Genomic DNA, 24,046 nt, shown 5'->3' with positions numbered 1-24,046 from the left:
TAAATCTCTATTAAACAAAAACGCCGAAAAATAATTTTTCGGCGTTTTCTAATTTTTTATTCCTCTATGAAAAGTCGATAAGGAAATACATTTGATGATCTGTTTTTTAAGTTCTTTATAAAACTTTCGCACAGATAATCCCATTCTGTAGCCAATAAATAATTTCTCTCTGTTGCATTTATTTTTAAATAAATATCTACTGTTCTACTAAAACCTGCTTTTACAGAAATTTCTTTTCGCGTTCCTTTTTCTATTCTGATATCTGCTACACAGCTTTTAAAATGATTAAATCCAAACGCTTTTATATCTGCAAATGTTACGATTCTACCACGAGTAAGCAAAGCATTTCGATAAGCCAAAATACGATCTTTATTGTTCTGCTTGTTCATACCGCCAACAGTATTGGTAACCAAAACTGCTTCTTTACTTACAAACAGCAAATCCTCTTTCGATTCTAAAATAGTTCCGGCTTTGATATCATTTCCTTCTTCTGCACAAGTAGACCAATAATGTATTCCAAATGACTTTCCTATAGATTCATCAATCTTTGGCTTAATCATCAGGTAAGGATCATTATTTTTAGAAAAACTGCTTTCTCTTGCCTGCTGTTCCACAGAGGCTAAAAGCTGATTAATTTCAACCAAAGAACTGTTCATAAAGTCTTTACCCAAACCGGCAAAAGAGGAACTTTCGTCCTTTAGCAAGTCTAATACATTTTGAAGCAATTCTGATGCACTTCTAGAATCGAATCTAGAAACACCGCCAGTTCTTAATACGGCGTTTCCTTCCTCAAGCACACCATCTTTAAATTCTTTTATTTCATAATGATTATTGAATCCGTCGATAACGGTATCAACATCCAGATAGAAATTATTGTCTGTTTCTAATGCGATATAAGACAAGAAATTACCCAATGTTTTATTTATAATATGCTTCTTTTTATTAATTACAGGAAAGCAGTTTGCCGTAAAAGAAACATTATCTAATATTTGCGGAATTAACGATTCTGGAAAAATCATTTTTACCCAAATAATCGGATTATCATTTCTTTCTGTTACAGCTTCAAAGCATTTATATTCTGCACTGTATTCATTAAGATGTTTATACTTTAAAGCCCCTTTCAGCGTATAAAAATTATCAAAATAAAACTCATTTACTTCCTGCATAATTTCACTCAAATGCGTGTAATTACGATTGATGATATTCTCGATATCAATATTGTTTACAGGAACATTGTAACCTTCTTCTACTGCGATTTGCACCTCATCCTGAAAGCATTTCATCTGTTTTAAATAGTAATGAAACATCTCTTTCTGATGTATATTTTTAATGTCAATGTATAACATTAAATCTTCGATGTCTTCAACTTTCGGATTTGTTAATTCAATCCCTAAAAACACTACACCAGAAGGTAGTGAATTCTTATAATCTCTTATGGAATCTTTGTAAAAAAGATTCGAAATCTCAAACAAATTACGCTCATAAGCCACATATTTTATCTCTGCAGACGAGAGCTTTACTTCTAATGTTGGCGACAGCGCAATCTCTTTAGTAATTGGCGCCAAAGGATTGTAAATATTATGAATTCTTCGATTTGCCGACATCTGATTCTGCAACGAAACTTTCATATTATTCTCTATTGGCAACGCATGCAAAATTGCTCTTGCAGGTTTTACTCCTGTCGTAACTTCGGGAAACATAATTTCCAATACCCTTTCTACAACTCTTGTTTTAGAGTCTTCAAGTTCATGGGCTACTTTTTCTAATTCGTAAGACAATGCATTAAGCATCATTGATACTACAGGATCAAATGATGTTTCCATCTCAACATCTGAAAAGCCCCATGACCTAGCTGCTCTTTTTAGCACTCTGTCTTTTATTCGATCTTGTCTCATTGTGTTATTTTACTTCTACTTTTGTAATAAACATAATATTTTCACAAAATACTTTTCAGTAAACTGTATCCCTTATAAAAATCATATTTCAACTAATTCAGCCATTTAGTTTTTTACAACATCAATTCTTCCAGTTTTTGAATCGATCTTTGCTAAATATACCAAATGAGGATTTTCAACCCCTCTTTTATCTAAAATAGTGGCATAGCCAATATAATATGATCTTCCTTCAATATAGATTACTTTATTATAATGCTTAAAAAAATCTTCACTAATTTTTAATTTCATTAATTTTTCAAATTTTTTGTCATAAAGCTTATTGGCCACATCTACTTTTATTGAAAAATTTGTTTCAATATCTTTAAAATTTGAATCATTAGGATAATACTTTTTATTAGTACATCCTAGAAAGGAAAATATCCCAATTAGAATAACTATCTTTTTCATCTATTTACATTTAATGTACCCTGCTGGCGCTAGCATCCCGCTCGAAAGTTCAATTAAGTTATTCTTTGCGTTCACGAGCGAGACGCTCGTGAACGCAAGAAGTGAATACATTTTACTTCACATTAAAATGATTAATTATTCACTTTATATTTTACAATCCACTAACTAATACATATATGTATTAGTTAGTGGATGGCATTGTTATTTTTTTAATGCTTTTTTTATAAACTTATCTAATTCTTTTGATTCAAAAAAATTAAAACAGCTGCAAAAAACAATGTTTTTATCACCTGTTTCAAAGTGTAAATTATTCTTTTGAGAGTAATATTTATCAGTTACAGAAATAGTATAATCTATTATTCTATTCTTTAAATCATCATCTTGCAAAAAATTACCATCAATTGATATTTGAACTGCTGAAGCATCTTTATAAACATGATAAAAAGTTGAATCAATTTTCTGATAATTATAATCTAAACATTTACTAAAGGCATATTTTTTTAATTCTATAACCTTATTCTGTCCTAGACTTTTTAAGGAAATCAACAACAACATTGACATACTTGTTCTTATGCTATTTTTTCTCAAAAATAATTTCCTTTTCACCCTCCTTGCCTAATATTTTTATAACTTTTGTAACTTCTGCTGATGCATCATCTATCTCAACAATAAACATCCCAACGTTTTCTTTATATTTTCCTCTATAACGCAAATTCCAAGTTCCTTTTTTTGTTTTCTCATCGAAAGATCTATTTACAAAAGTAAAATCCGAAAATAGATCAGCTTCATTTTTTTTTAAAAACTCTAATATATCTTCAATTATAATTTTGAATGGTTTATCATAATCAATTTCTTTAACTAGCTTTCCACTTTCATCAAACTCATACCAAATGCCAATCTCACAATCATCTTTAAATTTTGGTCCTTTTGCTTGAATATTCCCATTAGCATAGAAAGCTTTCCCTACTGAATATAAAGATTTTCCATTACTGCATTCAGAAAAATAACCTCTTTCTTTATATCCAAATTCTCTAATTCTTGAACCATCCATCAAAGTGTAAATATAATCTTCAGCTTCATCTTTATTTTTATCAAATCGTTTGATATCAAATACTTCAAAATCTTTTGTAACTAATGTGTTATATTCATGTTTGCTTTCCATTTCGTAATGCTTTATTTTTTCACCTTCTATTTGGCTTTTAGTTTGTGGTTTACAACTAAAAACAATAAAAGCTAAACCTATTATCCATATTTTTTTCATTTTTCTACATCTTTTGTTGCTCTTTGCCATAATTTAGTCCATTGCCAATGATATAAACTTATTACAGGTATAGCAGGTGTAGCTGTATCTGAATAATCCATAATATTATCTGTTTTGAAAATTTCAAAAGTAAAATCACTATTATTATCAAATGTATGATATAATCCCATAGAATGTAGTGTTTCATGAGCAACAGTACTATCTGCGAATCCTATTGCATAAACTAAAATAGTTCTAAAATCATCAGCTTTATTTATTGATCTACCAATACCATACAATCCTCCGGCACTTTCATTTATAAAATAAACTTTAAAATGATTTTGATACTTTTTATAACTGTAAGTTTTATATAATTCAGTATTTAAGAATTTGTAAATATCATCAATAGCTCCATCTGGAATTTTAGGTTTAATTCCACCTATAGCATGAGATATATTATTAAAATTAGTTTTCCTATTTGTAACTTTTTTAGTTATTGGATCTATGTCAACACTTAAGTCTAAATTTACTTTTTCAAATGTTGGATTTACCAAACCTTGATTTAAGTACTTTCTTAACTCTTTGTCTCTATTAATAGTTGCTCCTTTATTAGGTTTTGCAGCATTGTTAATATTAGTCCAGACATTAACAAAAAGAACGTCTACCTTATATCTATCTTTATTCCTAAGTACTTTTATTTTTCCAGCTAAAGATTTTTCTAGTTTACCCGCTGCATCTTTATAGGTCGCAACAACCTTTATAGGCTGATCTGTACTAAACTCTTTTAAACATGTTATAGTCATCTCTATTTCATGCTTTCCAACAGATAATGGAAAAGCAGGATTAACTATTTTAAATAACTTAGTGTCGTAGTCTAATTCTAACTTCTCTGGTTGCTTATCTATTACAAGAATAGTTTTTAATGTTGCAGTAGTATTTTTAAACCCAGATTTAATCTCTGTTGGTTTTAGTGTTCCGTCCTTTTGTTTTACTTGTTTTACAATACTTTCAGGGTACAAACATAGCCATGGAACACAATAATTTACTCCTTTCTTTTTACCGCTTTTGTCTTTTATAAAAAATGTATGAGGATTAAATTTAGACATTAATTTTCTATATTCATCATTACTTTGTGTAAGTACCCCTCCTTGTGAAGCATACACAGCCCCATACTTGCCAATTATTGGCTTGTAATTAGTATCCCCTTTTATTTTAGTATCACCAGTTCTTACCCAATCAAATCCATAATTCTCTCCATTCCAATTATCCTTTGGCCTAAAATGAACCAAGCATTTTTCATTGATATATATAGCAACCATTTTGGGCTTTCCAGAACTAACTCCTTTTTCATCTCCAGTTACTTTAATAGTTTTTTCAGAGTTTATCTCAATATTTTCTTTTGCATAAGACTTGATATCACCTTTAGCATTAACAATTAATTTCCCTCCTACTATAGATTTGTACGACATAATTAAAAGAAATTAGATTTTTCAGCACTATTCAATTTTACTTCTTTTTGTGAATGCTTTTGTATTTCTCCACTAGATGAATACTCCATTCCCATTTGACTATTGAAAGTTATTTCCTTTTCTGTATGTAATTCTTTGTTTCCCTCAATATTTTCCATGAAATTCCCAGTAACCGACAACATACTGTCACCTCCAACAGTTACATTATGCATCATTCCAATTGTGGTCGACTTATCAACTCCGGCGCTCTCACTTATATTCATTCCCGCAGATAAACTGATATTTTGAGAAGCATTCATAATAATATCAGTCGCTGTTATAGTTATTACTTTTGGTGCAGTAATATTTATGTTTCCACCCACTGTATCTAAATGAATTTCGTTGCCAATTTTATCAGTTATGGTAATACTTTCATCCTCAGTGAATTTAATAATGTGTCCGCTACGAGTATGAATTGCTTTTATGTTATTCTGTGCATCAGCATAACCGCTTGAATCTTGTCCGTTATATTGGGCTCCAATCACATAAGGATTCTGCACATTGTTACCTTCAAAACCAATTAAGACCTCTTCTCCAATTTCTGGCACAAAATAAAATCCTTTTCCTGAACCAGAATAAGGCTGTACCATTCTTATCCAATCTGTCACTGCCGTACCGCTTGCCCCGTAAAATTCGACTCTTACGCGTCCTAACCCTTCTGGGTCATTATTTTCTTTTACGTGTGCTGGCTGCGTCTCGGCTTTACCGTAAACAAATACATCGGTGTAATGCGGTGCAGATACATCTGCAGGAATTGCTTTAAATTCGCAAGAATAATTTCCATGTACTTGAGAATGATGTACCACTTCAATAGCTATTAATTCGTGCTGTACCGTCTGATTTTGAATGGTAAAAACCTGTCCTAAACCAATTGGAAAATAAGAAATACCGCTATAATATACGCTGTTGGCATCACTGCCTGCAGTTTGCAGTTTTACCATTTCATCAAGTTCGTCTTTATTTGTTGCATTCGCAGTATAAGAGCCATTACTTAAATCAGAATTTGCTACAGTCCCTTGATTATACCCTACAATAGCAGCAAAACTGTCTTTACTGCCAGATGAAGTTTTAGTCGCTGCTTCACGAAAAGTCGATACGTTTTTATAATCGTAACCATTCAGCGAAATTTTATGCGAGCTCATATTAGCCTGTATCTTGAAACTATGCAATGAAGCGCCATTGATCAATTTGGTCTGACTGTTTTTTGTTTGCCCAAACTGCATACGCATTCCATCAAAATAAAACCATTGTCCATAACGTGCCGCTATTCTTTTTAAGAACTCAAAGCTTGTTTCGTTATACTGCAAAAGATTATTGAATTCCTTAAGATAGGTTGATTTAATAGACTCTCTCTGATAAAATTCTCCTGGTCCTTCAGCAAAAATACTCAGTACGATATCATCCATACTGCGGTCTTTAAATGTTCTTGCTTTTTTCATGTCATCAATAACAATACTGTGACTTACGCCTGAGACGTGTAATCCTGCTGGGCTTCCATCAACATCAATAGAAGAAAGTTCTGTAATTATACCTTTGCTCATTAGTCTAATTCCTGTAAGACTTTTAAAAGTAAAAATTACCTCATCTCCTAGATAGGTTCTCAGTGCTTTAGCTTGATCTGCAGGATTAATTACTGCTTTACCTGTATATTGCCAAATGAAAGAAAAATGATGATGGTCGGCCATTTTTTGAGATAGCTTTAGATCATAATAAACAACGTTTTGAGTAAAACCACCTATGGTTATATGTACTTGTTCCGAAAAATGTGCCATAATAATGTTTCCTGTTTTTAATTAGCTTTTAAACAATTAATCTAAAGCAATCCAATTATTTGAGAATTTAGCATCTCCAAAAGTCAATTCTTTTGCAACTAATTCCATGGTAATTCTCATTGGGATTTCGGTAGTGCTTGTAAATTGCTCATTATAACCAACACAAAATGCTTTCGTAAACTTAAGTTCTTTCATTTTACTTAATGCATCTCTTCTATAAAAAACAATTTTGCCGTCTTTGGTCAAATCTCCATTCAACATCCAAGCCAAAAAATGACTGTTCTGACTTGCTTCAATTATCATTTTTATAACTCCGCCCTTAGCGTTTCCTGTAGGCTTACTTGTTGTGTCAATTTCTTGTTTAAAACCAATATTAAATTCGAGAACATTAAATTCTTCTCCGTCTATATGTAATTTAGATAAAAAACTCATTTTGTAGATTTATTTGATGATTAAAATTTAGGCAATGTTTGTATGTTTTTTTTTAGAAGTAAAAAACAAAAAAGGAAGTCTAAGTTAATAGACTCCCTTTAATAACTTAATAAAGATTGATAAAGTCCAAAGGATTATACCCAAGCATTATCAAATTCTCCTCCACCCATCGAAATTTTGCGAGCAGAAATCATAAAAGTTTCAGTTAATGGATTTTCACTGTTATGATCAAAGTTTTCTTTGTACTTAACCATGTAAGCTTCTGTAAACTTTAGCTCTTTTAAAGTAGCGTTTGAATCACGTTTGATGAATTTTACTGACCCGTCTTTTCTTTCGAAATTGTTAGTCATCCACTCAAACAATTCAGTACTTCCAGTTGATTCAACTTCAATCATAATTCTTCCTCCACGAGTTACTGTAGATGGACGCCCAGAAGCATCTGTTTCTTGAGCTAAATCATAACTTACGTTTAATACTTTGTAATCTTTTCCTGCTACTGTTAATGATGTTAAAAACGACATAATGAAAAATTTTTAATTATTAATTTATTTATTTATGCTGTAAATATATAAATAAAATCTTATATTAATATATTTTTTAATAAAACTTTATTTACATTATCTAAATAACAAGTAATCAAACCTTTAAAAAACAACAAACTCTTTTTAAAAGCGATTGAAATAAAATTATTACTAAAAAAATATCTATTTATAGGATAGTGGCCCAACAAAAAAGTATCCTCTAAAGTCAAAATCACGATTTGTACTTTTTATTGTAGCCTCAATTATTATATCAACTTTCTTTTTTGATCTGCTGACATCATCAACAAAATACATTGTTTCTGATAATTCGACGATAAGCTCTTTCACTTTTATTCGCTTTTCATGAAAAGCCAAAGACTGTTTCATTGTCTTTGAGATAATTTCTTTTAGCGTATTTTCATTCATCAGTAAATCAAAATCGATTTCCCAGATTTTTGACCCAAACGTTTCATCAAACTTGCACTCACCAAATGTCGTAGTGGCCAGTAAAATGACCTGTTGCGCAATAGAATGCTCAATAGAGGTTTTTTCTAACTCTTTTTTTTGCATTACGCTATTAAAATCTATTGGAAGTTTGTAAAATGCTCCTTTCATATTTTACTTTTTAAATATAAATCAACTTATTAGCTCGACCTTTTTTATCTGTCTCCATCTTCTTAGAAACCTGTTTACGTTTTATGATGTGCAGTTTAACTGATGGTGTCAATTTTAAAAATTTTTCCCTGTACAGTATATCTCCAATAAACCGCTGTCCTTTTTTCTCATCAACAATTACAAAATAGCTTATTCCTTTCTCTACTTTTAGTGCATTAATATCACCTGCAAAAAGTTGGATGTTTTGTTCACCTTTCTGAAAAGTATAGGTAAGCTTATCTTCATTTAACTTTCTGTATCGTGAAATATCATACGTTTCCATTTCTTCTTTTAAAGGTTCAAAAGGGATATTTTCAAAAAGAAAGTTATTTGGAGCTAAGAATTTTAAACCCAGAAAACTCCATAATCCTTTTTTCTTTGTTTGTTCTTTATAGAAAAAAGTATCACGAGTAACTTTATACACTTCTTTCTCGTTTGTTTTATCGTCTGTAACTATCATTTGATAAACAGGAACTTCAATTTCAGCTGGAATTTCGGTACCTTCTAAATGCGTATTCAAATAAACCGATCCAACCTCCTGTTCTGAAATCGTGATATTGATACTATGCTTTTTTAAAGCAGAATCTGTTTTTACAATTACTTTTCCTTCTCCGCTTCCTGCATAAAAAACAGAACCGTCGTTATCTGTAAGTCCTAATGAAAGGTTCAATTCTGGAAATGGCATATCTTATTTTTTATAGATTATAGTACTGTCAAAAATTAACTCAATTAAATTCTATTTTTTCTTTCTCACTTTGTAGAGTTTTAGACAGTGCAGATAAAACCTTATATTTTGATTATCAACTTCTGTAGGGCTAAATTCATAGTCTTTTTTGAGCGTAAAAAACTTTATAGTGTTTATGGAGTTAGACATTAATTTTTTAATATCTTTTCTTCTAAGCTCTAAAGCCGCAGTACCATCGCAATTAACCTGAAAACTATTTTTTAATAAATAGCGATCTCCGTTTTTAAAATATAATTCAAGAGGCTGTTCTTTTTTTACACAAACATTATCTGTGAAAATTTTAAAATATAAGTAGATGCTGCTTTTTCTTTTACCTAACTGAAAAACAGCATATTCGTAATCTTCGTTGTATACACGAAGCAAAATTGGTGTCGCACTTGCAAATAACTTTCCTGAAAGCAATAAATCATTTTGCGTAATAGGACAGCTTAAAGTATCAATCTGATTTACTTTTTGTGCTTTAATCGAATTTGATAGTGAAAACAAACCGACTAAAAGTAAAATTTTAAGTACGTTCATGAATTTGAATTATTTGGTTTGATCATTCAAAAGATCAATGTTTTGTTGAAAAAGGAAGCACAATTTTATGTGCTTCCTTTTTTTATTTACTGTACAATTATTTTTGTTCGTAATCTGTATCCCATTCTGTTCCGTCATCACCTTTGTGACCATCCATTTTAATAAGGAAGTTTTTAGCAGGGAAATACGGTTTCATATGGATATCCATATAGATTCTGTCTTTTTGAATTGGATCTTGTTCAAATCTGCGGATTTCAAAATTCTCAATTAATTTATCTGGACCAGTGATTCCGTCAAGGAAAGCAACGATCTGATTCATAATTTCTTTACGTGTTTTTGCAGTAAAGTTTTCGAAAGCACGACGGTTAAGGAAATCCATCAATACTTTAGTCACATAATCAAATACACGAACTACAGAATACGTTTGTAATCCTAAGTTATCTCCGCTGAATAATGTTTTAGCAGAGAAAGCCATTACTTTACCGTATTCATTTACCATCGGGACCAATCCTAAGTTTTCAAGATTAGCAATTTCGCTTTTCTTAAGATCAAACTTCACTCCGTCAACTTCATTAATTCCTCCGAATTTCTTACCAGCAGTAACCTGAGACATTAATGTCTTGTAAATTTTTCCTGCTAATGCAGCCGAAGGTGCAACGTGTAAATCTTCGTTTTCTCCAATTTGATCAAATCTGCCACGTCCAACAAGCCAGTTGCAAGTCATTATTACGTTAGAACGGTAAACATCTCCCCCTGTTAAAGAAGCAGCATCGAACATTTCCATTACATCATCCGGTTCATCAAGGTGTTCGAAATCTGTAACCAGCATCACTTTGTTTTCATGTGCAATTTTTGCCCATTTTTCGATTACTTTATTAGATCCTAAATATCCTGGAATTACCAAAATACCGTAGTTATTTTTAAGGTCTAAACGATCGTAATTATCAACCAATTCTGCATGAATCGCATCAATAAAACGAGTATTGTCAAGATCTTTTAACTGATCTAATTCTGCGTTTACAATCGTAACATTTTTTACTTTATCCGATTCTGTGTTTTTAAAGAATAAAGCTAACGTTCTGTAAGCAGCTTCAATTTCTCTTGTATCTTCAACAGCTTTAGCAAGGTTTTTTTGCAATAAAGCTTCAGACTCTTTGCATTTGTCTTCACTTTGCGCCACCATATCAGTCAAAGCTTCATTGTTGCTTAAAACTGAAGACCAAAGTTCTAAAGTCTTTAAAAGTGTTTCTCTTTCTTTTGCTTTGTTTACTTCGCCTAAAAAGATTTTTCTTCTTGCTTTTCTGTCTGGATTAAGGTTTTGAACTCCTTCAATTGCCATTTCCAATAAATCAAAACCACCGTATTTAGCCAGTTTTTCAACATTCTTTTCAATTGAAATTGCTTTAACTACTTTAGGTTCTAATACCGCCGTATCTAGATCTCCTTTATATGCTTCTTTACTTGACATATCTATATTTTTTTAATTTCTTATTTGTTCTCTTTTAACTCATTGATCAATGCTCCAAGGCTTTCTAGCAAAGCTTGTTTTGCTTCTCCGTCTTCTAAAGCCGCTTTTAAAATTTTATTTGATTTTAACTGACGGATAATTTTTTGATATTGATCTTTTTCTGTTTCAAGATCAGATAAAAAGCTGCTTTGTGTTGTGATTCCTTTTATACCAAAATCTCCTAAGTTTTTAAAGTTTAAAGGCTCAACTTTAGTAGCACCATCAGCAGTTTCAAAATTTACTTTTACTTCTGGTTTAAAGTGTTCGAATGCTTTTTCGATGCTTGTAATTCCTTCTACCAATTCTGGTTTTACAGGAGCATCTACTGTTAATTTTTGAGCAACAAGTGTTCTGTTCTGAGGGATTGCAGTGATCGCTTCATCTGCATCAATTTTTACTTCATTACCTCCAATTCCATAGTTTGACAACATAATTTCAAATTTTTAAATGATTAGTTTATTAATTTCTTTATTCTAAATTTCTAATTATTGATTTTGGTAAACCTGGCGACATACATCTAAGTCCCTGCTTACTTTTTCTAATTCTTCTTTGTACGTTTTAGCCGACTGGTTCAAACTGTCTATTAAGTGCGAATTGTGCGTAAGACTCCTAATTTGTTTTTTGTAATCAATGATATTCTTGTAGGCTAGGATAACATTGTTATATAATTTTTTGTTTTCGGTAGTGTCTTTGGGAACTTTTTGATAAATATTGGCAATCATAACATTTGCCAAACGCTGCTGAAAATCGTTATCTACTTTTGGCGAATTGATTGAATCGATTGTCATTCTGATACTGTCAATTTTAACCGAAAAATTAGTTTGATAATCGTATTCTCTTTTCATCATTTCATTTTCTGCTTTCAGCATTTTGTTTTCTGCTACGGGCATGTAAAAGTTGAACGAAACTGCAATCAGCATAACCGAAAAAGTCAGGATAAAGGCAATTAAAAAAGCAATAAATGCTTTTTGGCGTTCTTGTTTATTTAATACTTCCATAATTATATTACTATTTATTTTTTTAGTCTTTTATAAAGAAACCGTGACGTTTCGGATTGTGAACGATGTCTTTTTTCTCTGTTTCGGCAACAAACAATTCGATGTTTTCTTTTTTCTTACCGATGTAATCCAGTTTGCTTAGTGTTTCGAATAATCTCTCTATTCTGTTTAAAGCATTTATAGCCAATGAAGCCGTTTTATCGATATGCACGTGATCGTAGCCAGCATTTATAAGGGTCGTAAACAATATTTCGAAATCTCCTTGCGAAATATCACACCATTCGGCAAAATAGTTTAACAGCTCTTCTTTTCCCGCTCCCGATTTTGAATCGATAAAATTCTTCATCACTCTGGCAAATGCTACCACTGTGCTTAACATTGAAGCTGGATGCTGGTGCAATGAAAACCAACGGAACTGCGTTAAACAGCTGCCTAAATAATATCCCGTATTATCTGCCAATTGCATTACGGTTTGCGGTAAAAGTCCTGTCTGCTGTCCTCTGTTTATTTTTTGAGAAATCTGAACTGAGTAAATCTCAATCTGGCCAAACGAACGGGCAATCTGTGCCTGCATATCAACCAGTTTTGGATGACAGGATACGGTTACAGAAGACGGAATATAGTCTTCGTCTAAAACTGTCGTATCTCCAATAAGGATTTTACCAATTGCGAGATAGAAACCGCCGTATCCAATTCCTGAGCGAAACTCCTCAGCTTTAATTAAATGCAGTTTGTATTCTGGCTGTGTGTACGGATATCTTGGCGGTACTTCATCTGGATCTGGTTCGCCAAAAGGAATTCTCTTTTTAGAATTAACCGAAATACAAGCCAATAAAACCAGTTGTTCCCCTTCTTTTATTTCATAAGTATCTTCCGGGTACGGAACCTGAAGATCTAATGTATCTGTATTGCTTTTACTGATTTCGATTCTGGATCCATTTGGTGTTATGGCGTGGCATTCTTCTACACGAACGCGAAGCAGTTTGTGATTATCGATTCCTAAAGTGATTTTTGTAGCCTCCTTGTTTTGGTTTCCAGAATCCAACAGACCATAACTTATAGGTGTGGTATGAATACCAATTGCATCATTTACCAACTCAGAAACGTTGTCCTGAATAGATAAAAAATGGCTCTTATTTATCTTCATCCCATCAATCCAGTTTACGGGAAAATGACTTAATTTTTCTATCATAATTCTATAGTTTTTATTTTGAAATGAGAATCTTTCGTTTCTCTTTTTGTTGGTTTAGACTTTAATTATTAGTGTTGTTTATTATTATAACAAGATTTTACGGGTTAAATAGATACAATTATGCGCACTGAGCCTGATTTTCACCTTCTCTCTTGGATTTATATTTTAGTTTATAAAGACTTATTAAAGCTTTTTATTTAAAAATGTTTTTAATTTATGGATTGTAGTTTAGTTTTATAAACATATCCTTTGTTTCCAGAATTTGTTTTTATGAGCCACCAATTTTCTGAATCATCTAAAATTTCAACCTTTTCACCAGATTTAATTTTTTCAATTATAACTGATGTACTGTTTTTATCTTTTCTCAAATTAGTATAACCATCAGGATCTATAACTTTACCATAAGAAATTTCATTTTCTTCTGACATTAATAAATACTTTTTAGTATAACTGTCAATTAATGGATATCCATAAAATTTTTGAGATTTAAATCTGTCTAACATCTTAGGATTTTGAATATAAAAATTATTAAGTAAACTGTAACCTTTATTATCATCCAAATCCTTATCTTCATAATGCTGTAATTCAACTTCTATTAAAAAAGCTAGTGTGGCATCAATCAATGCGCCATCTGTTTTCTCTTTAATTTTATTAGAATTATTATTTAGAAAATAAGCTAAATCAAAAATAAAATCAGGCTTTTTATTAGCTATATCTTGCAATATTTTTTTTCTAATTACATCTGGTTTTGTTTTATTATTATACCATAAAAGATGCCATTTAAAACTTTCATTATAATTGTCAACCTTCTTTATATTCTTCACAAATGAATTACTTAAAAGATTGTTTTTTTCATAATTTAAATACACTACAATATCTTCAACTTTATCTTTATCTATGTTGACTTTTGATATTGCAGATAAATCATCATTAAATAAAACCTTATTGTAGTTTATAAAATCAATATTATAGTCATTATTTGATCCGTCTTTGAGAATATCTGCAAAAGCATCTCCAGCTCCATCAATTACACCTCTATCAACTTGATAAGTATCGATAAACCCTTCATTACTTAAAGCCGTGTACCCAAGGCCACTTTCTAAATAAACATCATTAAATTTTGCATTATCAATATCAACTCCAAAATATTCAATAACTTTATTTTTAAATACACTATGTTCTAAGAATTTGTAATTATTATTTTTTAGCAAATCTCTCATTAATGGTGTATATTCAGCATATAACTTATCTTCATTTTTCTTTATTGATTCTGTTCTTTTCTCTTTTGTCTGAGAATTGCAAGAGCTAAAGCTCACAATAGAAACAACTAAAATGGAAATCATTAAACTTCTCATAATTATTTTTTATAATTTTTAATTCCCTCAGCTAACAAAAGCATAAACCTTTTGTCAGCTGGGGCTTTTCTTTTCAATATGTCAAGGAGCATGTATACTAACTACTTAAATCATTCAGCTTTTATCTTGGTTTTATAAACATATCCTTTGTTTCCAGAACTTGTTTTGATCAGCCACCAATTACCTGAATCGTCTAATACTTCAACTTCAGTATTATTATTTATTTTTTGTAAAATTTCTGATGAAGAATTTTTCTCTTTTCTAAGATTCGTAAATCCATCTGGGTCCGAGATTTTAAAAATCTTACTTACTTCATCAGAATCTGAATCTCCTCCATAAACAATTTCTACATACTCTTTCAGTCTCATAAGATTAAAGTAATTATTTTCCTTTAAAAAAGTTTTATACTTTTTATTCTCACTCAAATTAGATTCTATATGACCTACTACACAGACTCTTAAATCTTTTTCATATAAGAAAGCAATGTATTTTTCTGCATCCAAGTAGTTGTTTGGATTACTTCTTATTTTTTCAATTATATCAGAGAAACTATTATAGCCATTACCTTCTTTTGCTTCTGTATAGCCTTCAACTGTTCCTTTATAGACAATACTTTCAATATCATTTAGAATACTTTCTCTTAAAATATATTTTTTAGATTTTACATCGTATGTAAAAATCAAATCATGGAATGAAACACTATCATCAAAATCGTAATTTTTAAATACAAATTTCACCAACTCTTTATCAGAATTATAGCCGTATTGTACAACTAAATCTATTAACTGCTGTTTATAACGAGACTTCAACCAATTAAATGCAATTTTATCCTCATAGAATACATAAGAATTATAATAAAATTCAAGGTTTTCATTAATAGCATTTTCACTGCCATCGGTTTCTTGATCTTCAATTAAGATAAATCTACTTTCTTTAATCGCAATTTCAGTAAACATTGCTGGTCTCAAAACAATAATATTGTTTTTATAATCGTACAAATTTATTTTAAAGACCTCTAAAGTTCTTTTTTTAAATGTCTGTTCATCTGGAAATTTAAAATTACTCTTTATGAGGCTTGTTTTCACCTTGTTAATATAATCTATAGACAAAGTATCATAATTAAACTTTTTACCATCTCCTAAATCTGTTAAATTATAAGGAGCCTCTTTTGAACCATTAGAATTACCTAAATTATTTTTTTTGCTGTCTGTTTTTCCTGTACAGGAAATTAGCAATAGAACTAGTAAAGAAATTATATTTTTCATCTTTTTTCATTAATTCCCCAAGCTAACAAAAGCGTAAAACTCCTGCTAGCTGGGGCTTTTCTTTTCAATATGTCAAGGAACCTTTTCTATATTTTCTTTTATTCAGATTTTATTTTCGTCTTGTAGACATATCCTTTATTACCCGATTTAGCTTGGATAAACCACCAATTTCCAGAATCATCCAATACGTCTATTTCTTCGCCAGATTTAATTTTTCCAACTATCTCTGAGTTACTATTTTTATCTTTTCTTATATTAGAGTAACCATCCGAATCTTGAATATAATATTTTTTTATTTCTGAATTTTGATCACTATTATTTTGTATAGTATGGAATACTTTTATAAAAAAAGCTAAATCTGCATGTCCGTAATAATTTATTCTTTCAAAAGAATTAATAATATTAGGATGAGACGTAAGAAGATTGTTTAAAAGTCTATATGACATATCATTATCTGTATCTATATCTTCATTTGATTTACCTTCAAGTCCAAGATTTAATAAGTAAGCAATAGCTTCATCAATTTTTTCTGTTGATAACTTATTGGCATTTATTATACTCTTTCTATTATCAGCTAAATAAAAAGTCAAGTGATATATAAGCTCTTGTTTTTTTGAAAGATATTTAAGGATTTTCTTTCTAATAGTACGATCTCTATTATAAAAGACCATTGATAATTTGAAATTATTTGAAAAATCATCCCAATCACCAATATTATCAACAACTTTCTTTATTAAAGATTCATTTTTTTCGTAATTAAATAATACAACCACATCTCTTGCCAAATCAATATCCTTTAGACTAGTCCCTAAAGTAGAAGCCATATCATTTAAATATAGAATTTTATTTAAATTTATTAGAGATTTCATATATGGATAACTTATAAGCTTATCTTCTTTGATGTTATCTATATCTGGTAAAATGTCTTCTCCTATTTTAATATATTTCCCTTCCTTACATATTTGGTAATCTATAGATTCACCAAGAATCTTAATCTCATTATAACCTTCTTTCAAATTACGAGTATCAATACCAATAATGTCTTTATTAACATTTTCAAAATTTTCGATGGTATTTTTGTAATTCGATTTATTTAAAACATTGGTAAACATCTGTATTTCTTTTTTTTCATTTCTTTTCTCTTTTGTCTGAGAATTACAAGAACTAAAGCTTACAATAGAAACTAATAAAACTAATATCTGCAGCATTTTCATAATCTTTTCTTTTTAATTCCCTCAGCTAACAAAAGCGTAAAACTCCTGCTAGCTGGGGCTTTTCTTTTCAATATGTCAAGGAGCTTTTTCTCTTTTTATTACTAATTATTCTTCTTTAATTTTAGTTTTATATACATACCCTTTTTTACCATCTCTTGACTCAACAAGCCACCAATCACCAGAATTATCTAACACAATAATTTCTTCTCCCGTAGTTATTTTTTGCAAAATTTCAGAAGATGCACTTTTGTCTTTTCTTAAATTTGTATACCCATCTGAATCATTAATAACATAGCCTAAACTGGTGTACTTTTTTAAAATCGGTAATATGTATGACTTATAATACAAATTTTCTCGAGTTGTCAATTTTTGAGTAACTGCTTTAGTAAATAAAGAATAGATATTTGTAAAATAAATTGTTTTACTTTCCCAGGCTGTATAAGAAGAAGGTGAAAACATAGCTTCAACTTTAGGTAATTTTTTTAATGTATTTTTGAAATTGGCATTAAATTCTTTTTCTTTTTCTGGATACAACAACATCTGTTGACTTTCTAAATTAATACTAGCAATATTATCTTTAAAAAAATTTTCGTCTGCTATAAATTCATCTAATGAATTTGAAATACTTTTAATAATAGTTGAATCATTATATTTACTTCCTTGTTGAACATAGAACATAGGATTTTCAATGAAGAATTTCAATAAAGTCTCTTGATATAATTCTATTCCATTATAAGATACTCTATCATTTTTTGAAATCTCAGATAATATATAAAAAGCATCAGTATCAGACAATTGTATCATCCTAATAATCAACAACTGGGAAACCAAAGTCGATTTAAAACTATCATCTTCATTTTTTGTGATTAATAAAAACTTAATAAAATCATCTCTATAATTTTTATCTAATAAATCATTTATATTAATGTTTTCAATTAATACTCCATTGAATTTATATTTCTTAAGATCAATGTCTTTATTACTAAATATAGAATTATCTAAAGTTATCCCGTCTATTAGTGTTCCCTTTTTCATTTGATCTTTTATTATGTTTTCTTTCTTTTCTGAATTACAAGAATTAAAAAATAACACCAAAAAAAGCAGAATAGGATTTATTATTTTTTTCATTAAATTTTGCATTTATTAATTCCCGCAGCTAACAAAAGCATAGGACTCCTGCTAGCTGGGGCTTTTCTTTTCAATATGTCAAGGAGCTTATTTTTAAATTAATTTATTTTTAGTATTTCAACATTGAAGTTCAAAATATTTAGTTTTTTAATTGTTGATTTTTTCTTTTATTTTATCAATATCAAAATCATTAAAAAGTATCTTTCCAAATACTTCTTTACCATATGTGAAAGTTTTATCATTTTCACCATCAACACTAATTAATTCAACACTGTATTTGTGCAATACAATTTCATTGGATTTTAAGTCATACTTAAATGTTATATAGTCATTACCTCTAACTTCTCCTGCTTGATTATTTTCTTCAAATGTGAAATAATTGTCTTTAACTACTAAATCTTGAAGACCTTCTGCCATTGAGTTAAAAAAAGAAGTGTAAATAATATTTTTATTTTCATAAATATTATAGCCCTTTTCTTTTTTGATAAAAACACAAACAGGTGATTCTTTTGTTAGTTCATTATTAGCTATTTGAGAAGGCTCAAAAATGATAATTTTATCCATTTGACCATCCATATTTAAATCGCAATCTTTTTCAACTCTTAGATTATATTTTTTTTCTTTATATTTTGCTTTATAATCCTCAATGTAATCTTTTGTTTTATTAACACTTAAAGTATCACTTACTATCTCTTTAGTATCTCTTTCTTTAACATCTAAATCTTTTTCCTTCTTTTGATTACAAGAAATTAAACATAACGTTAAGATGATAATCTTAAAAAAAAACTTTTTTCCCATTTCAATTTTTTATTTTTATTCTACTTTTATGTACAAACCCAACTAATCCTTTATTCGTTTGGATAAACCACCAATCTTCGGAATTATCTAAAACATTTATAATTTCATTATTTTCTATTTTTCCTATAACATCAGATTTGGAATTACTGTATTTTCTCAAATTACAATAGCCATCTTTATCAAAAATTTGATATTTATTTAATTTTCTATGTTCATCACTATCATTACTCCTTTCTTTTTTCAATATATTAAAAACAAACATTGCTTTCTCTTTCATGGAAACATTAAGAATAGTATATAGTTTTTGCGAATAAATTAAATTTTCAATATCAAAATAAAAGCGCCAGAAATCATTCAAATCTTTATCATCCAATGTTTGCAGCATTTTATCAAAATTTTCATCCTTTTCAACCAATAAAACTAAATTCATATGAAAATAATTAACCGCATCAGCTTCCCATTTAGCTTTACATGCAATTTTTATAATCTTCTTTTTGCAATTCTCATTGCTAGATGACAATTCAAAAAAATATTTTATAAAGTCATTCGCTTCACTATATAATACATTTGGTTTATCCAATTTATCATTCCAACCAAAAGTTGATTTAAAATCTTTAAAATTATTGGGGAAATTATCTATAAATACTTTTTTGTTTTTAGTATTATATCCTTCCTTAAGTTGTTGAATGTTTAAATTATTTTGTGCACTTATATTGTATACAACTAATAATAAAAAAGCTACAAGATATTTATTCATATTTTGCTGCTATTATAATTTTTGCTCCCTCAACACCTTTCTCTTTAACATAATCATTTATTTCTTTGACTTTTGCTTTACTATCACCTACAAAATCCGTAGATTTTGTACTTCCTGGCAACAAACACCCCTCAGTATCTGCTGCTGTATTTCCTGAATGTATTAAAATAGCCCTGTCCTCAGACACATTACTATTATACAATTTCAAAACTCCTTTTTTCTTAGTTCCATTATGCCATTTTAAATTGTAAGTCCCCACAGGAACTCTTTGTTCGATACCCGAAACTGTTGTATCTGGTCCTTTCTCCTCTAGTATATACCCTTTTATATCAGAATCATCAATTGTAAATTCTCCAATAGTAGATTTTTTTGTTTCCCATTTCCTAATTAATCTAATCGTAACTCCTTTTCCCGTATCTTTCTTTTCATCCTTATTTACTACTGCACTTCCATATTTGCAAGCATCTATAGAAAAAGTCTTTGAAGTAAAATCATCAAAAGCTTCTTGTTTCTCATCATGATTAGTTTTTCCATTTTCAAGTGGTACATCATTTCCAATCATTGGAGCAATTTTGTTTTTAACATCTTTACACTTGTTTGCCTTTTTATTAACTCCATACATATCAAAATATGCCATAGATGATAAAACTGCGATTTTAATATTTTTTGCAACCAAATCCGAATTCTTAACTATATCAGCATTTTCATATTTTAAAGTATATTTATTTGCATTTTCATAGTTAGTTCTCCCTGTTAATTGTATACATCCTTTCCCTCTAAAATTCCATCCATCACCTGATTCAATTCCTTTATTTCCCACTCTATTAGCATAGACGCGATTCGCTATCGCTTGTTGATCAGCTATTTGAGTAACTACTTTTTTTCCATTCTTTATTTCTTCTATTCTACCGTATTTATAAGCCTCATCTTTCCTTGTTTTAAAATATGAAAATATAGTAACATACTTTTTCTTTTTTGGATTCCATCTACCTAAATATAGATCATCAGCCAAATAATTCATTCCTTCTCCTTCTTTTAATTTAAAGCTTTTTCCACTTTCAACTATAGCCTGTGCAAAAAAATGAGCTTTATTCCAACAGGTATCCATTTTTAATGCTTTCATATGTTTTGTATATGTTTCTGCAATAGTTTTTAAAGTTTCTTTGTCAGCTTTTGGAAATAAATCTTCTAATTGTTTTACGGTTACGGGATCAATACATTTTTGACAGACTACTTTATCTTTGTCTTTATTATCATCTTTAGTATCACCAACTTTCGCAACCTTATTAGTATGCTCTACAGGATCTGGTTTAAAAACTTTAGCATCTACATCTACAACTTCACTCTTTTTTAAATCATTTGTCTGCAACACTTTAACTTCTGCAAACAACTCCTGTTCTGCACCTTCAGTCCAAAAGTTACCTCCAAGGCTTCGAGGAATTGTATCTAGAGGTACAACAATCGCATGCAAATCAGATTTTAGCGTAAATTCCTGTTGAAACAGTAAATCGTTGCTAGCTACATCTTCGTCATATAATTTTAGGCTGATATCCTTTCCTTTTAGCCCCGTTGAGTTGATCCAAACTTTAATCTGTTTTTCTTTAAATACTCCTTTAATCTTATTTCCAACTGTATCAGTAAGATTCACTGAATTGATTCGACCCTTTTCTTTTTTAGCACCCGATGCATCTTGCTTTGGAGAATCTTTCTTGGGAGGAGTGCTTGGCTTTTCAGCTTCTTTTGGTGTTGTCTTTCCCTTATAAGGAGCTACAGGAGCTTCAATATCATTTACGTTTACATTGTTACTTGCAATTTTATTTTTGTTAAAATCAACGGTAACATAGTACTCATGAATTTTTCCTTCTTCTGGACCGTTTTGTTTTGCAATTTTCGCAAAACTTGGTCTCAGTAAAAAGTCAACATCTGCTTTACCATTTTTAACAACTCCTGAAAGTGTTTGTATTATATTTTTTTCATTGGCTTTATTGTGTCCTGCACCAGCTGCATCATCTTCCCAAAGGGTAACATATACTTTGTGTTTTTCCATATGAAGACAGTTAACCCTAGCTTTTAGAGTCTGTCCATAAGAAAGCGGTTTCGCAGGTTTTTGTCCATTTTTATCAAGCAGTTCTATGCTTTCAATTTTTGGTTTTTCCGCAGGATGTGAAGTTATATTAAGGCGTGCCACATCTTCTCCTCTTCTTGCCAGAATACGGATGCCTTTTCTTTCTAAACTTTTTTGAAGAAAGGTATAAGAAATTCTTTTTCCAGTTTTATCATTTTCTTTAGTCTTACGCCATCTTCCGTTTTCAAGAATGTATATTTCCCATTTTACAGGCTGTTCAAAACTATTATTAGAAGCTGAATTTTGAAAAGGCAGAATACTCGGTAAAAAAGTATTTACTGAGTAGAATTCTTCCTTACCTACAACAGGATCCGGATTTCCAATTATTTTAAAATCTGACATACTATTTTATTTTATTTACAAATAGAATCACTCTCTTCTAAACTCTCTTGAAATTTTGAGGTATTAACCAAAGGATTTATTTGATTATTTACCTGTGGCTTCGCTTTTTTAGCATTTTGTTTGCTCGCTTCTGCTTTTTGACCGTGTTTGTCTACTTCTATACAATCTGGTCCTCCAATCGGGCAAGTTCCTTTACTGTCTTCCAATAGAATTTTTCCTTGATTGCTTAAGGTTACTTTTTCGTAAAAAGCACTCCACTTTGTTATTGTGGCCTGACACGGCAAATAATCTCCGCTTCCGTTTGGCTGCATTTTGCATTTACCAAACGTATTTTTCTCTAATGTCTGCCCAATTTCTTTGTCGGTCGCAATGAGTTTTTTCTCAGCTTCTTTATCATTAGCATAATGCTTATCCTGCGATTTTACTTTTAATATATCTTTTTTGGGTTCTACGCTAAATTTACATTTTAGTGAAGCTCCCTGAACTACTATATGTTTCTCACTCATTGCCTTACCATTTATAAATATTACATTCGCTTAACTACTCTGTTTTATCTCTTTAATTTTGAGTTTCTTCTTTCTTTAAAGATTCAATTTGTACGATCACTTTTATTGGCTCATCATACTCGATATTGCATTCTAAATTTATCTTTTCGATACAATAACTATGTTCATCCAGAAAATACGAAGCGTTGAATTTTCCTTTCCACGGGTCAAATCCAAAACTGGCTTCACTTCCAGAATCTATATAATCTCCTTTTAGTTCTACTTTAACCAAATTTGATTCATCCAAAATCGAATCTATCTTTTGCTGAACCGCAAACTTCGATTCTTCGTCTTTCTCTAATGGAAAAAAGATTTCATTTTGAAACGAATAATTTGAGGTATAACCAACGTAAATACCACTAAAAAAAGCCCTTAAAAAATAATCTGAAGCCAGAGAATTAAGTAATGTTTCAGAATTTTCTAAAGCATATTCTGTATGTTCAATATAATTTTCTGCAACCTCACCTTCAAAATAATCCAGAACTTCTTCTTTTGTATCTTTCCATCGGTTTTCTATTTCATCATAATTGTAAATATCAACCCACTTTCCAGATTCATTCACCACAATTTTTAAGGGATATAAAACAGCAGCAGTTTTAGCGGCCAGTTCATCCATAATGGTATCTGGTATACTATTATTGACATAAATAGATCCTTTATTTATCTCAAACAAATGATAATTATTTCTATCAGTAGCAAGCCATTTTACACTTGCTTTCATTTCTATTGTATCAACAGCATCTCCAAAAACAGTGGTATAGCTAACCTGGTAATCATTATCAATTTTGTCTGCAACAAATGGCAATGTATAATTACTTGCTAAACTAACTTTTTGAGGCTTTTTTTCTGTTTGTTCCTTTTGCTCTTCAATAGTTTTTTCAGGTGCTAAAATCAAATACTCTAAGTAACTTTTAAAATCGGCTTCTATTAAATCAGGAATTTCACAGTATATATTATGATATCTTCTAAGTTCCTGAGCATCGATGCCAAGATCACGAGCAACACTTTCGAGTGTATCTCCTTTCTTAATTTTATAAGTACGAAACTTGTCGTATGATGGCTTTTCAGGTTTATCTATGTAATACAT

Annotated in this window: 24 protein-coding genes; all 24 read right to left on the bottom strand. The window is 30.1% G+C overall.

The window, feature by feature from the left end; translation table 11 throughout:
• Positions 1 to 56: 56 nt before the first annotated feature.
• A complete protein-coding gene (locus PQ463_RS02105; RefSeq protein WP_274256099.1) occupies positions 57 to 1,895 on the bottom strand; it encodes a type VI secretion system baseplate subunit TssF in 1,839 nt (612 codons plus the stop codon).
• A 105-nt stretch (positions 1,896 to 2,000) separates the two neighbouring features.
• Positions 2,001 to 2,342 (bottom strand): hypothetical protein, encoded by a 342-nt coding sequence (locus PQ463_RS02100; protein ID WP_274256098.1) that lies wholly within the window; start codon positions 2,340 to 2,342, stop codon positions 2,001 to 2,003.
• A gap of 201 nt (positions 2,343 to 2,543) precedes the next feature.
• Positions 2,544 to 2,930, bottom strand: coding sequence for a hypothetical protein (locus PQ463_RS02095; RefSeq protein WP_274256097.1), 387 nt, complete (start codon positions 2,928 to 2,930; stop codon positions 2,544 to 2,546).
• Positions 2,917 to 3,603, bottom strand: a complete 687-nt coding sequence (locus tag PQ463_RS02090) for a toxin-antitoxin system YwqK family antitoxin (protein WP_274256096.1) — start codon at positions 3,601 to 3,603, stop codon at positions 2,917 to 2,919. Before PQ463_RS02090 ends, PQ463_RS02095 begins: the two co-directional genes overlap by 14 nt.
• The gene (locus PQ463_RS02085; protein WP_274256095.1) at positions 3,600 to 5,051 is read right to left on the bottom strand and encodes a zinc metalloprotease; all 1,452 of its coding nucleotides are present in this window, start codon (positions 5,049 to 5,051) and stop codon (positions 3,600 to 3,602) included. Before PQ463_RS02085 ends, PQ463_RS02090 begins: the two co-directional genes overlap by 4 nt.
• A gap of 2 nt (positions 5,052 to 5,053) precedes the next feature.
• Positions 5,054 to 6,862, bottom strand: coding sequence for a type VI secretion system Vgr family protein (locus PQ463_RS02080; RefSeq protein WP_274256093.1), 1,809 nt, complete (start codon positions 6,860 to 6,862; stop codon positions 5,054 to 5,056).
• Between the two features lie 36 nt (positions 6,863 to 6,898).
• Entirely contained in the window at positions 6,899 to 7,294 is a 396-nt protein-coding gene (tssD, locus tag PQ463_RS02075; RefSeq protein ID WP_160782448.1) for a type VI secretion system tube protein TssD, read from the bottom strand.
• A 134-nt stretch (positions 7,295 to 7,428) separates the two neighbouring features.
• Complete coding sequence (gene tssD, locus PQ463_RS02070) at positions 7,429 to 7,815, bottom strand: type VI secretion system tube protein TssD (RefSeq protein ID WP_012025247.1); 387 nt, start codon at positions 7,813 to 7,815, stop codon at positions 7,429 to 7,431.
• Positions 7,816 to 7,998: 183 nt separating this feature from the next.
• A complete protein-coding gene (locus PQ463_RS02065; protein WP_274256091.1) occupies positions 7,999 to 8,430 on the bottom strand; it encodes a GPW/gp25 family protein in 432 nt (143 codons plus the stop codon).
• Between the two features lie 10 nt (positions 8,431 to 8,440).
• A complete protein-coding gene (locus PQ463_RS02060) occupies positions 8,441 to 9,154 on the bottom strand; it encodes a hypothetical protein (RefSeq protein WP_274256089.1) in 714 nt (237 codons plus the stop codon).
• A 51-nt stretch (positions 9,155 to 9,205) separates the two neighbouring features.
• The gene (locus PQ463_RS02055; RefSeq protein ID WP_274256088.1) at positions 9,206 to 9,733 is read right to left on the bottom strand and encodes a hypothetical protein; all 528 of its coding nucleotides are present in this window, start codon (positions 9,731 to 9,733) and stop codon (positions 9,206 to 9,208) included.
• 97 nt (positions 9,734 to 9,830) lie between these two features.
• On the bottom strand, positions 9,831 to 11,201 hold the full coding sequence (locus PQ463_RS02050; RefSeq protein ID WP_274256086.1) for a DUF5458 family protein: 1,371 nt from the start codon (positions 11,199 to 11,201) through the stop codon (positions 9,831 to 9,833).
• A gap of 20 nt (positions 11,202 to 11,221) precedes the next feature.
• Positions 11,222 to 11,671 (bottom strand): hypothetical protein, encoded by a 450-nt coding sequence (locus PQ463_RS02045; protein ID WP_012025252.1) that lies wholly within the window; start codon positions 11,669 to 11,671, stop codon positions 11,222 to 11,224.
• 54 nt (positions 11,672 to 11,725) lie between these two features.
• Positions 11,726 to 12,238 (bottom strand): type VI secretion system TssO, encoded by a 513-nt coding sequence (gene tssO, locus PQ463_RS02040; RefSeq protein ID WP_111424122.1) that lies wholly within the window; start codon positions 12,236 to 12,238, stop codon positions 11,726 to 11,728.
• Between the two features lie 22 nt (positions 12,239 to 12,260).
• Entirely contained in the window at positions 12,261 to 13,430 is a 1,170-nt protein-coding gene (locus PQ463_RS02035; protein WP_274256085.1) for a hypothetical protein, read from the bottom strand.
• Positions 13,431 to 13,639: 209 nt separating this feature from the next.
• Positions 13,640 to 14,785, bottom strand: a complete 1,146-nt coding sequence (locus PQ463_RS02030) for an SH3 domain-containing protein (protein WP_274256084.1) — start codon at positions 14,783 to 14,785, stop codon at positions 13,640 to 13,642.
• Positions 14,786 to 14,895: 110 nt separating this feature from the next.
• Positions 14,896 to 16,050, bottom strand: a complete 1,155-nt coding sequence (locus PQ463_RS02025; RefSeq protein WP_274256083.1) for an SH3 domain-containing protein — start codon at positions 16,048 to 16,050, stop codon at positions 14,896 to 14,898.
• Positions 16,051 to 16,148: 98 nt separating this feature from the next.
• A complete protein-coding gene (locus PQ463_RS02020) occupies positions 16,149 to 17,264 on the bottom strand; it encodes an SH3 domain-containing protein (protein ID WP_274256082.1) in 1,116 nt (371 codons plus the stop codon).
• A 105-nt stretch (positions 17,265 to 17,369) separates the two neighbouring features.
• Positions 17,370 to 18,392 (bottom strand): SH3 domain-containing protein, encoded by a 1,023-nt coding sequence (locus PQ463_RS02015; RefSeq protein WP_274256080.1) that lies wholly within the window; start codon positions 18,390 to 18,392, stop codon positions 17,370 to 17,372.
• A 147-nt stretch (positions 18,393 to 18,539) separates the two neighbouring features.
• Positions 18,540 to 19,190: a hypothetical protein gene (locus tag PQ463_RS02010; RefSeq protein ID WP_274256079.1), complete on the bottom strand. Its 651-nt coding sequence runs from the start codon at positions 19,188 to 19,190 to the stop codon at positions 18,540 to 18,542.
• 1 nt (position 19,191) lies between these two features.
• A complete protein-coding gene (locus tag PQ463_RS02005; protein WP_274256078.1) occupies positions 19,192 to 19,947 on the bottom strand; it encodes an SH3 domain-containing protein in 756 nt (251 codons plus the stop codon).
• Positions 19,940 to 22,414 carry a DUF5675 family protein gene (locus PQ463_RS02000; RefSeq protein ID WP_274256077.1) on the bottom strand — a complete coding sequence of 825 codons (2,475 nt, stop codon included), beginning with the start codon at positions 22,412 to 22,414 and terminating at the stop codon, positions 19,940 to 19,942. Before PQ463_RS02000 ends, PQ463_RS02005 begins: the two co-directional genes overlap by 8 nt.
• Before the next feature lie 11 nt (positions 22,415 to 22,425).
• Positions 22,426 to 22,920, bottom strand: a complete 495-nt coding sequence (locus tag PQ463_RS01995) for a DUF4280 domain-containing protein (protein ID WP_274256076.1) — start codon at positions 22,918 to 22,920, stop codon at positions 22,426 to 22,428.
• Between the two features lie 52 nt (positions 22,921 to 22,972).
• A complete protein-coding gene (locus PQ463_RS01990; protein WP_274256075.1) occupies positions 22,973 to 24,046 on the bottom strand; it encodes a LysM peptidoglycan-binding domain-containing protein in 1,074 nt (357 codons plus the stop codon).

Origin of the sequence: Flavobacterium sp. KACC 22763, assembly GCF_028736155.1 — a bacterium.
GTDB lineage: Bacteria > Bacteroidota > Bacteroidia > Flavobacteriales > Flavobacteriaceae > Flavobacterium.
Note: the sequence above shows the minus strand (reverse complement) of the source record. Positions and strands in the feature narration are given on the sequence as shown.

What these genes read in the sequence shown, in the direction of transcription:
- PQ463_RS02105 (WP_274256099.1), bottom strand. Translation starts at nt 1,895, where the DNA reads ATGAGACAAGATCGAATAAAAGACAGAGTGCTAAAAAGAGCAGCTAGG.
- PQ463_RS02100 (WP_274256098.1), bottom strand. Translation starts at nt 2,342, where the DNA reads ATGAAAAAGATAGTTATTCTAATTGGGATATTTTCCTTTCTAGGATGT.
- PQ463_RS02090 (WP_274256096.1), bottom strand. Translation starts at nt 3,603, where the DNA reads ATGAAAAAAATATGGATAATAGGTTTAGCTTTTATTGTTTTTAGTTGT.
- PQ463_RS02085 (WP_274256095.1), bottom strand. Translation starts at nt 5,051, where the DNA reads ATGTCGTACAAATCTATAGTAGGAGGGAAATTAATTGTTAATGCTAAA.
- PQ463_RS02080 (WP_274256093.1), bottom strand. Translation starts at nt 6,862, where the DNA reads ATGGCACATTTTTCGGAACAAGTACATATAACCATAGGTGGTTTTACT.
- tssD (WP_160782448.1), bottom strand. Translation starts at nt 7,294, where the DNA reads ATGAGTTTTTTATCTAAATTACATATAGACGGAGAAGAATTTAATGTT.
- tssD (WP_012025247.1), bottom strand. Translation starts at nt 7,815, where the DNA reads ATGTCGTTTTTAACATCATTAACAGTAGCAGGAAAAGATTACAAAGTA.
- PQ463_RS02065 (WP_274256091.1), bottom strand. Translation starts at nt 8,430, where the DNA reads ATGAAAGGAGCATTTTACAAACTTCCAATAGATTTTAATAGCGTAATG.
- PQ463_RS02060 (WP_274256089.1), bottom strand. Translation starts at nt 9,154, where the DNA reads ATGCCATTTCCAGAATTGAACCTTTCATTAGGACTTACAGATAACGAC.
- PQ463_RS02055 (WP_274256088.1), bottom strand. Translation starts at nt 9,733, where the DNA reads ATGAACGTACTTAAAATTTTACTTTTAGTCGGTTTGTTTTCACTATCA.
- PQ463_RS02050 (WP_274256086.1), bottom strand. Translation starts at nt 11,201, where the DNA reads ATGTCAAGTAAAGAAGCATATAAAGGAGATCTAGATACGGCGGTATTA.
- PQ463_RS02045 (WP_012025252.1), bottom strand. Translation starts at nt 11,671, where the DNA reads ATGTTGTCAAACTATGGAATTGGAGGTAATGAAGTAAAAATTGATGCA.
- tssO (WP_111424122.1), bottom strand. Translation starts at nt 12,238, where the DNA reads ATGGAAGTATTAAATAAACAAGAACGCCAAAAAGCATTTATTGCTTTT.
- PQ463_RS02035 (WP_274256085.1), bottom strand. Translation starts at nt 13,430, where the DNA reads ATGATAGAAAAATTAAGTCATTTTCCCGTAAACTGGATTGATGGGATG.
- PQ463_RS02030 (WP_274256084.1), bottom strand. Translation starts at nt 14,785, where the DNA reads ATGAGAAGTTTAATGATTTCCATTTTAGTTGTTTCTATTGTGAGCTTT.
- PQ463_RS02025 (WP_274256083.1), bottom strand. Translation starts at nt 16,050, where the DNA reads ATGAAAAATATAATTTCTTTACTAGTTCTATTGCTAATTTCCTGTACA.
- PQ463_RS02020 (WP_274256082.1), bottom strand. Translation starts at nt 17,264, where the DNA reads ATGAAAATGCTGCAGATATTAGTTTTATTAGTTTCTATTGTAAGCTTT.
- PQ463_RS02015 (WP_274256080.1), bottom strand. Translation starts at nt 18,392, where the DNA reads ATGAAAAAAATAATAAATCCTATTCTGCTTTTTTTGGTGTTATTTTTT.
- PQ463_RS02010 (WP_274256079.1), bottom strand. Translation starts at nt 19,190, where the DNA reads ATGGGAAAAAAGTTTTTTTTTAAGATTATCATCTTAACGTTATGTTTA.
- PQ463_RS02005 (WP_274256078.1), bottom strand. Translation starts at nt 19,947, where the DNA reads ATGAATAAATATCTTGTAGCTTTTTTATTATTAGTTGTATACAATATA.
- PQ463_RS02000 (WP_274256077.1), bottom strand. Translation starts at nt 22,414, where the DNA reads ATGTCAGATTTTAAAATAATTGGAAATCCGGATCCTGTTGTAGGTAAG.
- PQ463_RS01995 (WP_274256076.1), bottom strand. Translation starts at nt 22,920, where the DNA reads ATGAGTGAGAAACATATAGTAGTTCAGGGAGCTTCACTAAAATGTAAA.
- PQ463_RS01990 (WP_274256075.1), bottom strand. Translation starts at nt 24,046, where the DNA reads ATGTATTACATAGATAAACCTGAAAAGCCATCATACGACAAGTTTCGT.